We start from the raw sequence: 12,123 nt of genomic DNA on the forward strand, positions 1-12,123 counted from the left end.
CATCAGGAGCGATCGATGCGGCCGAGCCGACCCAGAACCGCCTGCATCTCGGTGCGCCGCGCGCGTGCGGCCCAGGGACGCAAGCGGTTCCGCCCGCGCATCTGCATGACCGCTCCGGTCACGAGATCTCCGTTGGGCGCGAACCGGACCCGCACCATCTCGTCGAGAGATCGCCTGAAAACGGAGCCGGGGAAACCTCGACGGAACCCGTACGGAAACAGCGGAGCATCGGGTTCGTTGTACTTTCCACCGACGAAAACCGGTCCTGCAGTGCGGAAGTCGCGACTCTGCGCGATGAACCCGTGGAACGCGCGGCCGGCCTCACGCCCGTAATACGAAATTCCGACGCGCCCCGATCCGGTGGCGGTGATCGCACCGAACCGCGCACCTCGCACTCCAGGAGCGGACACCACGACGGGTCTCGACCAGCTGTTCGCGCCGTCGGAAGACCACGAAGCGTGCAGCAATCCGTCCCGGTCCGGCCACAGGGCGTACAGGGCGCCGTCGCAGTCGACAGCGACCGACTCCGGCAGTAGGTATCGGGAAGCGAGCAGCAGAAGGTGCAACGGGTTGTGATATTTGGCGAGCGCCGATCCGGGGACTATGCGGACATCCCAGGTCAAACCCTCGTCGCGGCTGACCGCGACCGCGAAACGACGGCCGTATCGGCCGCCGATATAGACCGTGCCGTCCGGGCCGACGACACCGGTGCCGAATGCGACGTAGTCCGTACCGGGAAGTCCCGGAATGTTTTTCGGGTCGATGTCGAACCCGCCGGCTACCTCCCATTTGGTCCCGCCGTCGTACGAACGCCAGATCACCTGGCGAGTGGCGTTGATCAAAGGTCGCACGCGGAGGGCGAACGGCGTGGGAGCGGACAGGTACGTCACGCGAGCAGAAGACGGAGACGACGCGTCCGGTGCGGACACCCGCGGTCCGGCGAATACCTTGGCACCTGTCCTCGCCTTGGATGCCACCCTCCGGAAGCGCCACGTTCGACCTCGGTCGTCGCTGATTCCGAGGTCGAAACCCGATCGAAACATACGCGTCGGTGTCGAGTCGACGCGACCGGCGGTGAGAAACAGCCGGTCGTCGGCATCGTCGAAATACATGTGCGCTCGGCGGCCGGTGTTCACCGTGCCGTCCGGCACCGATGCTCGCCAGGATTGTCCGAAATCGGAGGACTGCAGAACTCCGACGCCGTCGACGGTGTATGCCGGGGCGAGAAAGACGGTGTTGTCCGCGGCTGTTCCGAGGGTGCACGCGGACGACCCGTATTCGGTGTAGGAGATATCGGTGGCGTAGTCGGCCGATGCTGCCGCGTTGGTCGAAAAGCGAAGCCCTGCTCGATATCCCGACGCGACCCGCGGTGTCACGACACCCGCCCGCGGCGGCGCGGGCGTCGTGTTATCGGGGCGCGGTGGTGCATTGGATCAGGCTAGCGTCGATTCACGCCGAAAACGCCGAGGCCGATGCAGAAGTCCTGGGCCGAACGTCGTGACAGCTCACAGAACGAAACCGGTCTGTTTCGAGACCGTCGACCGGCGATGCACGCCCTAAGCTTCTGGTGTGCCCTCTGCGATCGCCGAAACTCTGTTGTCGGGCTCTGCGCGTCTCCACCCGGTCGATGCGCAGGCGTACTGGATGGCGTCGAAGGTCCCCAGTGACCAGTTTCTGCTGTACTGCTTCGAGGGAGCGTGCGAACCTCTGGAGTCCACGGTGCGGCGGCTGCGCGTTCGCAGTGCAGCCATCGAGGTGCTGAGTCTGCGAATCACAGAGGTTCCGTTCGGTCTCGAGCGTCCGCACTGGACTGCGATGGACCCCGCCACGGACACGATCAGCGTTCACCCCGAACCCCGGACGTGGCAGGAGTGTCTCGACGCCGTCGCGTCGTCGTTCGAGCGTCAGGTCGACCCGCGACACACGGTATGGCATCTGCACCTGTATCCGAACGTATCGGGTGCTCCTGCGTGTGACGGGCCGAGTCTTGTTGCTGTTCTGCAACTGTCGCACGCAGCCGCGGACGGAACACTGGCCGCCCGAACTGCTCGCGAGCTGTTCGGTACACATTCCGTGCCCTCTCGGCCCGTTACACCGACTGCGGCACCCGCACCCCTGACCGCCGCCGTCGCCGCTCTGACTCTGCCTGTGCGAGTAGTGCGCATGGCTCGCGCCGGCATTCGGGCGCGACGCGACGCACTGCGATTGGAGGAACACACCGCGTCCGGTTCGGTCCCTCCTCCTGCACGTTCTCGCGCGTTGACGACTCTCGACGTTGCGCCTACGGACCGGACGGATCTGCGAACGATCGTGCTGCCCAAGTCGGCTCTCCAGTTCGCCGACACCTCGATCACCGTCACTGCTCTGACCGCCATTTCCGTTGCACTCCAACGGTTCCTCGGCGATTCGGACGATGCTTCGGCCGATCTCGCAGCCGAGGTCACCGTCGCACGGACGGCTGCAGTGGGCGCACGCAACAACTTCGGCAACGTCGGCGTCGGCTTGTTTTCGGCCGAACCGGACCTGCGGACTCGCAGCCGACTCGTGGCCGCAGACCTGGCCGAGCGCAGAGCGCGAGCAGGTCACCCGGTGACGTTGACAGCCCGCGCATCTCAGAACGAGACAGAACGCCATGTCCCGGCATTCCTGGCGGCGTGGGGAGTCGCACAGTTCGATCCGACTGCGGTGCCACCGACCGTCACGGGCAACACGGTCGTATCCAGTGTCTCGCGCGGTACAGCAGACCTCACGCTCGGCGGCGGGCCCGTTCGGTTCACGGCAGGGTTCCCTGCCCTCTCCCCTGCCATGAGCCTCACGCACGGCGTGCACGGTATCGGCGACACCGTCGCGATCAGCGTGACGTCCAACCGAGCGGCCGTACCGGATCCGGATCGCTACGAGACACTTCTGCGCGATGGCCTCGACGACGTACGTGCCGCGCTGAGTTGAACGCGTCAATGCCAGACAGTTCTCAGCATTTGTCGGGCGTTCGGCTCAGGTTCGTCGGCCACACTCGGTAACCATGAACCAGGAGCAGGTAACCGTACTCGCGGTCGGCGGCACCGGCGAATCGCGTCCGGCCGACCATCGGACCCGCGTCACCGGTCTCCTGTCGTGTGTCGTCGGCGCACTCGACGATCGCTTCGTCGGCCGCTGGGTGGGCTACCCGGCGTCGTACGGGCCCGTTGCATTCGGCGGGCTGAGCTACCGGCACAGCACCGAACTCGGAGTTCGTCGCCTGCGTCGCGCGATCGAGAACACCACTGGGCCTCTCGCTCTGATCGGATATTCGCAGGGAGCAACGGTCGTTCGCGAAGTACTGGGCCTCGTTCACGACGGAATCGTCGACGGCAGCCGCATCGTCGCGGCCGGTCTGGTCTCGGACCCACAGCAGCCGGCCGGTGCGGTGCCCGGCTGCACCGGCCGCGGGGTCGCCGGCATCGGGCCGGCTCTGCCGGAGTCGATTCCGACCCACTGGATAGCTCTCGCGTCGGACATGATCTGCAATGCCAGCGACGACAGCCTCGTTCGCGACATCGCCGACCTGACGCGCTGGATGTCGTTTCGCACGCCCAAGACCTGGTTGCGCGAGCTCTGGCTACTCGTGCGCAGCAACAGCTTTCAGAACGCGACTCGCACTCGCCTACGACCGGCCCAGTGGGCGAAGGATGTTCGACGCCTCCGCACCGCGGCCACCGAGGTGGCCGGGTACCTGCCCACGTCGCTCGGCTGGAGACGATGGGTGTGGACCAACTCGGGTGGCGGTCGGCACATCGCCTACGCGTCGGAGCCGTACGCAGACGGCCTCACCGGATGCCAGGTTCTCGCCCGCTGGCTCGGCGAGCAAGAGGATCATCGGCTCGGCCGAACATTGCCGGCCGCGCAGGTCGCGTAACGCAGATCAGTCTCGCTTGCAGAGACAGAAGATGTGGCCGACCGGGTCTCGGTACACCCAGAACGACTCGTGCGCGTCGTCGATCAACGTCGCTCCGGCATCGACGACGAAGTCGCGGGCCTGTTCCATCTCGTCGACGACAAAGTCGAGGTGAATCTTGATGCCGTCGTTCGGCCAGTCCACCGGGGTGAAGTCGGGGGCCTTCTGGAAGGCCAACCGCAGTTCGCCCGGACCGTGGACGACCACCCAATCTCCGTCGTCGCGCACCGGTTCCCAGCCGAGGATCGTGCTGTAGAACCGGGCGAGCGCTGCCGGATCGGGACAGTCGAGAACCGTGTAGTCCACGGCGATGACGGGTGCATTCATGTCGGAATCGTAGCGAGAATCACCCGGGTCGGACTATCGATTACTCGCTGTCGATCAACCGCCGACTGCCGGGGCAATGGTCTCGAACCACGCCTCGTGCAGATGCTGCTGCCAGTGGTTCCACCAGTGCACGCCGGTGCCGGTGATCTTGACGTTGGGTCGACCGCCTGCGGCCTGCAACAACGGAACGAATGCCCGACTGCTCATGCCTGCGGCGGTTTCGAGCGGCACCATCTGCGCGAACTTGACGGGGTCGAAGCGGCTGCTGGCCGGGTTGAACACCGGGTCCGTCGCCGGTGAGCCGCTACCCGAAGAGACGAAGACTGCCGTGTTGCGCAACGCGCCGACATTGAGCGACGGATCGTTGCGGATCCAGTCTGCCGACGGCCAGGTGCCCCACATGTTGCGCGCGTTGCCGCCCATCTCGCCGACGGCGACCGAGATGCCCTGAGCGAATCCGGGGCTGCTGGCCGTCGGGTAGCCACTGAACGACGCCACCGCCTTGTAGAAGTCCGGCCGGTGAGCCGCCAGGTTCAGTGCCGAGGTGCCGCTCATCGACAGGCCGGCCACGGCGTTGTTGACGTTGTCGCTACCGAAACGATCGGCCATGAAGGGCGGCAATTCCTGGGTGAGGAACGTTTCCCACTTCACCCGTCCGAGCTTGGGGTCGTCGCGCTGCCAGTCCGAGTAGAAGGTGCCGCCGCCGCCGAACGGAATGACCACGTTGACGTGCTTGTCGGCGAAGAAGCTCTCGACGTCGGTTTCGATGAGCCAACCGCTGTTGTCCTCGGGTGCACGCAGCCCGTCGAGCAGATACAGCGTGGGTGCAGGGCCGCCACCAGCAGCTCGGAGCACCTTGATCGGGATGTTCTTGTCCATCGACGGCGAGTAGACGTGGACCAGCTCGGAGTCGGCTTTCGCCACGCCGGTCCCCATCAGCACCGTTGCCATCGTGGCGACCATGACCGCTACCAGAGCGAGCACCGTACTTCGTAACCGACCGCGCATCGAGATTGTCCCCTTGTTCGTATCCAGCCCCACCGTCCCGGGGAGGGTAACAGCTCGGTCACGGTAATGCGTCCTCTAGCGCGACGGGCTGTCGACGATCCACCAGGCCGCGTACGGCGGCAGCCATACCGATCCGTTGTCGTCGACCGCCAGGTCGTGCTGCGATAGCACCTCGGTGGGGGCCGGGATGCCGAGCTCGATCAACTGCGCATGGGGGAACGGGCGGTGCTCAGAAGTGACGTTGTAGAGCCCCACCAGGGTGCCGCTGGGATGACGTCTGCGCACCACGAGCAGGCCGTCGTCGGATTCGGTCTGGACGTCGACCGGCGCCTCGGCGTGCAACATCGGTAGACCGGAGCGCACCTTCGCGATGCGAGCGATGCCGTCGAACACTCGTTGGGCGTCGCTCCCCTGCTGGAATCGGCCGGCGCGGTCGGCGTCGGTGACGCGGGGTCGATGCACCCACCTGTTGTCCTCGGCATGAGCCGGTTCGTCTGCCCAGTTCGGGTCTCCCGGGGAGCCGAGCTCGTCACCGCTCCACACGACGGGAATGCCGCCCCATCCGGCAATGATGGCGTGCGACAGAAAGATTCGCCCGAACGCGCCGTCGGGATCCAGGCGGGCCGGGCCCAGACCGGTGAGCGCTGCTGCGGTTCCACTGATCCGGCGATCCCCGGTGTCCGGATTGTACTGGAACACAAGCCCTTCGGCCCAGGAACCGTCGAATTCGCCGGAGTACCAGTCGGCCAGAAAATGCCGATGGCCTGCACCCGACAGTCCGAGCGACGCCGCGTCGCCGTCGTCGATGGCCCAGCCGATGTCGTCGTGGCATCGCACGTAGGTCACCCAGGTGCCACTCGGTGGCGTGGGCGGTAACGACGCCAAGGCATGACGCGCCAAAGCCGTACTGCCCGTGGCCAACATCGACCAGACCTGCACCATCAGCGAGTTGTGGTAGGCGATGTCCGATACTCGCCCGGTGTGCCTGCCCTGCCCCAGATACGGCAACAGATCGCGTGGGCCGACGATTGCTTCGGCCTTGAAGAGCGTTGCCGGAGCGGCAAGGCGAGCGGTCGCTCGGAGAGCCTGGGTGATCGCATGCACTTCGGGCTGGTTCTGGCAGTTGGTGCCGAGCCGCTTCCACAGAAATGCGATCGCATCGAGGCGGAGCACTTCCACCCCGAGATTGGCCAGGTGCAGCACGATGCTCGCGAACTCTTGCAGCACAGCCGGATTGGCCCAGTTCAGATCCCACTGCCACTCGTTGAACGTGGTCCACACCCACTCGCCGAGTTCGTCGTCGAACGTGAAGCTGCCCGGCGCGAAGTCCGGAAATACCTCGGGGAGGGTGCGCTCGTAGGAATTCGGGGTCGTCCGATCGGGGTAGATCAAGAAATAGTCGCGGTACACGGGATCGCCGGCTCGCGCCTTGACAGCCCATTCATGTTCGCGAGCAACGTGATTGAGGACCAGGTCGACCACCATGCTGATACCACGTCCGCGCAAAGTCTCGGCGAGAGTACGCAGATCCTCGTTGGTGCCCAGATCTTCTCGCACCGCGCGATAGTCCATCACTGCGTAGCCGCCGTCGTTGTCGCCCGGCCGCGGTCGAAGCAACGGCATCAGATGCAGGTAGGTGACACCCAGATCGGTCAGATGATCCAGTCGTTCACCGACTCCGCGCAGCGTCTCGCCGTAACGGTCCACATAGCAGGCGTAGCCGAACATGTCCGGCTGCTGAAACCAATCGGGTTCGAGCAGTCGACGCTGATCGAGTCTGTGCAGATCCTCGGACCGTTCCGCGTACGCACGGGTGGCGATCTCCACGAGCGTGGCAGCCACTGCATCAGGGTCGGGGTAGACAGCCGTGACGGCGTCGTGCAGATCGGGAAACCACTGTTCGAGGCGGAGCTCGAACGTCTCGCGTCGATGGGCGGGCAGTTCGGCGAGGATGTCGCGGGTGACGTCTGAGACCGTGGTGTGCGCCATGGACTCATCATGGCATCGAGCAGTCGCTGCCGACGCGCATACATCCCGACTCCCTGGGGTACTGCCGCAGCATGTCATTGCTGAGCCGCACGGTGGACACGATTCTCGACAGAGCCGTCGTTCCCGGCTACTCCCGAATCGGTGCCAGGGTGCGTCGGCGATTCTGGGCCGCCGATCCGTTACCGTTCGCCTCCCCCATCGACATGGTGGTGACCGGCGCATCCTCGGGGTTGGGAGCAGCTACCGCGAAGCAGCTCGCCCGCCTCGGAGCGCGGGTGCACCTGGTCGGACGATCGGCCGAGCGACTCGACGCCGCCGCTGCTGCCATCCGAACCGAAGTGCCCGACGCCTCTCTCGTGGTGCGTGAGTGCGATATCAGCGATCTCGATTCGGTGGCGGCCCTGATCGCGGCATTGGCGTCCGAACTGACATCGGTGCATGCACTCGTGCACTGCGCCGGGGTGATGCCGGACGAGCGGCGGTTGTCGGCACAGGGACACGAATCCGCTTTCGCCACCCATGTTCTCGGACCGGTAGCACTGACGGTGGGACTGAGAGAATTGTTCGACGCCGGATCGCGGGTGGTGTTCGTATCGAGCGGCGGCATGTATGCGGTGCCGCTGCAGAACCCGGACTTCGAGTACGAGAACGGCAAGTACTCCGGCATGACGGCGTACGCCAGAACGAAACGAATGCAGGTGGTGGTGGCCGAGCAACTGGCCGAACGCTTTTCACTCGAGGACGATCCGGTGGTGCACAGCATGCACCCGGGCTGGGCGTCCACGCCGGGCGTCACCGGCTCCATGCCACTGTTCGATTCGGTGATGAAGCCCATTCTGCGCAGCGCCGACGACGGTGCCGACACCATCGTCTGGCTCGTGGCCGCCGATCCCGCGTTGACCAGCACCGGCACATTCTGGCACGACCGAGCGCCGCGGCCGACGCACTATCCCTCCTGGCGCGGAGATTCCGCGCGGGTGCGAGATGCATTGTGGGCGAATGTGGTCGAGGCAACGGGAATCGAGATCTGACGTCAGTTACGGCTCGACTGCCGGCCGCTTTCGCCCACCGACCACGTTCCGAACGAGTATCAGCAGTGTCAAGCTGGTACCCCAGCCCAGCATGCACAGGATGACGCCCACACCTGACTGCCCGGTGACGTCGGTGCTCGCGTCGATGCAGAACGCCGTCGAGAACCCAGCGGTCGTACCCAGCGCAGCGACGTGTCCGCCGGTATTCGCCCATCGCGACAGATGCGCGGCAAGCAGGCACAGCAACACCACCGTCGCCCCGCACGCGGCCACTTGCCAGGACGGGAACGCGTTCGGGGCCGGGAGACCCGGTCCACGGAACTCGCCCCGGTAGTCGGCAGACCAGCTCAGCCACCCTGCACACGCGACGAAACCCGCTGCGACAGCAATCGATCCGGTGGCCCACAGCCCCATAGATCCCTTCCCCGGCCCCTCTCTCAGTCTCGAGAACAGAGCCCACAGAAGGAGCGCCCAGAAGGTCGACGGCACGCCGACGAAAACGAAGACTATCCACAGAAACTGAGACCACGAAAAGTCGACTGCCATGACCCGACGCTATCCGACTCACCGCGAGCCTGGCCCCGATCCGAAGAGCCCGATCGACGTCACAGACCCAGCAGGTCGGCCGATCTGCGCAGCCGCATAAGGACCTGAAGATCGAGAGCATTGTCCGGGTCGCGCCAGTGCGTTCCGATCAGACGGTCGATGGCGTCGAGTCGTTGATAGAGCGTGTTGACATGCACCCCGAGAGCCGACGCGGTTGCCGAATGATGGCGTCCACGCGCCAGATAGGTCGAGAGTGTCTCCATCAGCGGAACCCCGCGCTTGTTCTGCTCGGCCAACAGCGGACCCAACTTTTCCTGCGTGAGTTCGTCGAGATGTTCACGCGCCAAGTGGCTGAGCAGAATTCGATAGATTCCCAGCCCCCGCGCCGAACATGCTTCCCCCTCGCGGCCGAGGGTGAACAACACGTCGACGGTCTGCCGAGCTTCCCGATAGCCCTTTGCCAGCGCCTCGGGTCCGGTGCTCGGCTCAGAGATTCCGACGGTGGTGCCGGCGAGGAACATCGGTGTGACCGTCGCCGAATCGCGCGCGGGCACCACCACGATCAGGCTCGAACCTTGCTCCGCGACAACAGATCCTGTCGGGAATCGGCCGAGCTTGGTTCTCGACGCACCCTGCGCGACGGCTACACAGTAGGACATGTCGGGGGCAAGTCCGGCCAAATGGAGTTGTCGCCGTTCGGCATCCGGAGTGGACGCCGGGTGCGAGAGCAGGTCCACCAGGAACGCATCCTGGGCGCGCCGCGCGGAATCGGCGGCGGCTCGCTCCTCGGCAAGTGACAGGGCAACTGCAGGCGCGGCTCGGTCGAGCAGCAGACGCGTCCTGGCATCGTCCGGTCCGATCGAGATCAGCGCGCCGAGGAATTGACCGGCTGCGGCCACCCGATGAGCCGTCATCGACGGCGTCGACACGGTGTCCTTGCCGTCGCCACACATGCGTAGCAGTTCGTCGACCTCCGCCGAGTGGACCGCCAGTGCCGCGGGAACCGCAGCGGCATCCGGAACGAAGTACGCCGGACGCTCGGTCAATACAGCAATCTCGCGCACCAGTGTTCGTACGCCGCCGCCGCGCAGGACCACCTGGGTCAACGTTCGGTCCCACTGCAGTGTCTGTTCGAGTTCGGCTGTGCGTTCGGATAATTCGGCATTCAGCGTCTCGAGCCGGTCGATGGTCCGAACGTTCTCGATGGCGATGGCCGCGTGCGCGGCCAGCGCCGAGAGCAGGGCGATCTCACTGTCTGCGAAGTCGCGTTCCTGGCGCTTGCATGCAAACAGTGCGCCGATCACTCGATCGCCCACCCGCAACGGCACGCCGAGCAGACCGCGCATGTTCTCCGAGCGGGCCGCGCTGTCCGCACCAGTAATGTGCTGGAACGCCGGCTCGCTCTGGTAGTCGGGGGTCCACGACGGCGACGCACTGCGCACGATGAGTCCGACGAGCCCTGCATCCTGTTCGAGCCGAAGACCGACGAGCCTAGGAGTCAGGGCTCCGCTGGTGACGTCGATGACGAACTCGTCTCCCTGTACGGACCCCATGTAGGCGAGGTCGACACCGAGAAGCCTGCGTGCCTGATCGACGACCTCTTGGAGAAGAGCACGGTTGTCGCGCACCGTCGTCAGTCGCACCGCGATGTCGTTGAGTGCCGCCAACTCCGTGCTGCGTTGACGTCGCTGATCCAGCAGGGCGCGTAGCCGGAGAGCTGCGTGCGCTTCGGCACCTGGAAATGCCTTCCGGTGCTCCTCGAGACGATCGATCGACGCGTCGTCGAGCAGAAGTTCCATCCATGACTTCTCCGCGGACATAGAGAGAACCTACATTGGCCGAGACCCAGCTCACAGCTAGAGTCGAGAACATGACCCTCGTCGAACAACTGTCCGAGGCCTTGCCCACCGATCGCATCGTGGTCGACCCGGACGTCATCGCCTCCTACCAGCACGACGAGGCGGAGTGGGCCCCGTATTCGCTGCCCGTTGCCGTCGTGCGTCCTCGTACCGCCGAGGAGGTGCAGACCGTCGTACGAGCCTGTCTCGCCCACGGAACGCCGATCGTCACTCGCGGGGCGGGCACCGGCTTGTCCGGCGGAGCCAACGCCACCGAAGGCTGCGTCGTGCTCGCGCTCGACGGGATGGACACCATCAAGGAGATCGACGTACTCGAGCGTTATGCCGTCGTCGAACCCGGAGTCGTCAACGATCACCTCAGAGCAGCCGTCGCAGAGCAGGGCCTGTGGTATCCGCCGGATCCAGCCAGTGCGCCGTGGTCGACGATCGGCGGCAACGTGGCCACCAACGCCGGTGGGCTGTGCTGCGTCAAGTACGGCGTCACCCGCGACTACGTCATGGGAATGCAGATCGTCACCGGTACCGGAGAATTGGTACGACTCGGGCGTAAGACCGCGAAAGGCGTTGCTGGATACGATCTTGCGGGTCTGATGGTCGGATCCGAAGGAACTCTCGGAATCATCACCGAGATCACGGTCAAGTTGCGCCCGCTGCAGGATCCACAACGCACCGTCGCCGGCTACTTCGACAGCATCGTCGATGCCGGACGTGCCGTGGCCGCAGTGGCCGCCGCCGGATTGACGCCGTCCGCGCTCGAGCTGATCGACAAGCAGTGCCTCATCGCCGTCGACGCCTGGAAGAACATGGGCCTGTCGGTCGAGGCCAATGTGGTGTTGCTCGGTCGGATCGACGATCCAGGGCTCATCGGAGACCAGCAGGCCGAGAAGATGCTGACGTGCTTCGACGAGGCCGGAGCCACCTGGTCTGCGGTATCGACCGATCAGGAGGAGGCCGACGCCCTGTTCTCTGCTCGGCGGTTGGCGTATCCCGCGATGGAGCGACTCGGACCGGTGTTGACCGAGGACGTCTGTGTGCCGAAGAAGCATGTGCCCGAGATGCTGTCGCGTATCGAACAGATCGGCCTGCGATACGAGACGACGATCGCCAACATCGCCCATGCGGGCGACGGAAACCTGCATCCGCTGCTCATCACGCCGCACGACGACATCCCGGCCCGCGAGCGCGCTCAGGCCGCCTTCGCCGAGATCATCGACGCTGCACTGGAACTCGGAGGCACTGTCACCGGCGAACACGGCGTGGGGTTGCTCAAGATGGACGGATTGGCACAGGAGCTGGACCCAGTTGTGCTGGACATGCACCGCGCAGTGAAAAAAGCACTCGATCCGCACGGAATCCTGAACCCGGGCAAGGTATTCGCGTCCTGAAAGCGCAGGCGACTGCTTCGCGCTCCGAGTTGCCTTCCCGGACG

Annotated in this window: 10 protein-coding genes; 4 read left to right on the forward strand and 6 right to left on the reverse strand. The window is 65.2% G+C overall.

Annotation, left to right across the window (positions count from 1 at the left end; all coding sequences use genetic code 11):
- Positions 1–2: 2 nt before the first annotated feature.
- Positions 3–1,376 (reverse strand): sialidase family protein, encoded by a 1,374-nt coding sequence (locus J2X62_RS18945; protein WP_310182570.1) that lies wholly within the window; start codon positions 1,374–1,376, stop codon positions 3–5.
- Positions 1,377–1,569: 193 nt separating this feature from the next.
- On the opposite strand from J2X62_RS18945, the gene J2X62_RS18950 reads away from it, so the two are divergent.
- A complete protein-coding gene (locus J2X62_RS18950) occupies positions 1,570–2,949 on the forward strand; it encodes a WS/DGAT domain-containing protein (RefSeq protein ID WP_310182571.1) in 1,380 nt (459 codons plus the stop codon).
- A 73-nt stretch (positions 2,950–3,022) separates the two neighbouring features.
- A complete protein-coding gene (locus J2X62_RS18955) occupies positions 3,023–3,895 on the forward strand; it encodes a PE-PPE domain-containing protein (RefSeq protein ID WP_310182572.1) in 873 nt (290 codons plus the stop codon).
- Positions 3,896–3,901: 6 nt separating this feature from the next.
- Here the strand turns inward: J2X62_RS18955 and J2X62_RS18960 are convergent, their stop codons facing one another.
- From J2X62_RS18960 to J2X62_RS18970, 3 genes are all read right to left on the reverse strand, one after another.
- The gene (locus J2X62_RS18960; protein ID WP_027498102.1) at positions 3,902–4,261 is read right to left on the reverse strand and encodes a VOC family protein; all 360 of its coding nucleotides are present in this window, start codon (positions 4,259–4,261) and stop codon (positions 3,902–3,904) included.
- 54 nt (positions 4,262–4,315) lie between these two features.
- Positions 4,316–5,269: an alpha/beta hydrolase family protein gene (locus J2X62_RS18965; protein WP_032365345.1), complete on the reverse strand. Its 954-nt coding sequence runs from the start codon at positions 5,267–5,269 to the stop codon at positions 4,316–4,318.
- A 75-nt stretch (positions 5,270–5,344) separates the two neighbouring features.
- On the reverse strand, positions 5,345–7,258 hold the full coding sequence (locus tag J2X62_RS18970) for an alpha-amylase family protein (protein WP_310182576.1): 1,914 nt from the start codon (positions 7,256–7,258) through the stop codon (positions 5,345–5,347).
- A gap of 71 nt (positions 7,259–7,329) precedes the next feature.
- Between J2X62_RS18970 and J2X62_RS18975 the strand changes: the two genes are divergently transcribed.
- Positions 7,330–8,289, forward strand: a complete 960-nt coding sequence (locus tag J2X62_RS18975; RefSeq protein WP_057472824.1) for an SDR family NAD(P)-dependent oxidoreductase — start codon at positions 7,330–7,332, stop codon at positions 8,287–8,289.
- A 6-nt stretch (positions 8,290–8,295) separates the two neighbouring features.
- Here J2X62_RS18975 and J2X62_RS18980 read toward each other — a convergent pair whose 3' ends face one another.
- Together J2X62_RS18980 and J2X62_RS18985 are read right to left on the reverse strand one after the other, a co-directional pair.
- Positions 8,296–8,835 (reverse strand): hypothetical protein, encoded by a 540-nt coding sequence (locus J2X62_RS18980; protein ID WP_057472823.1) that lies wholly within the window; start codon positions 8,833–8,835, stop codon positions 8,296–8,298.
- Positions 8,836–8,894: 59 nt separating this feature from the next.
- Positions 8,895–10,634, reverse strand: coding sequence for a GAF domain-containing protein (locus tag J2X62_RS18985; protein WP_310182782.1), 1,740 nt, complete (start codon positions 10,632–10,634; stop codon positions 8,895–8,897).
- A 71-nt stretch (positions 10,635–10,705) separates the two neighbouring features.
- Between J2X62_RS18985 and J2X62_RS18990 the strand changes: the two genes are divergently transcribed.
- Positions 10,706–12,079, forward strand: coding sequence for an FAD-linked oxidase C-terminal domain-containing protein (locus J2X62_RS18990; protein ID WP_310182578.1), 1,374 nt, complete (start codon positions 10,706–10,708; stop codon positions 12,077–12,079).
- Positions 12,080–12,123: the final 44 nt, after the last annotated feature.

This window comes from Rhodococcus sp. 3258 (genome assembly GCF_031456475.1).
GTDB lineage: Bacteria > Actinomycetota > Actinomycetes > Mycobacteriales > Mycobacteriaceae > Rhodococcoides > Rhodococcoides fascians.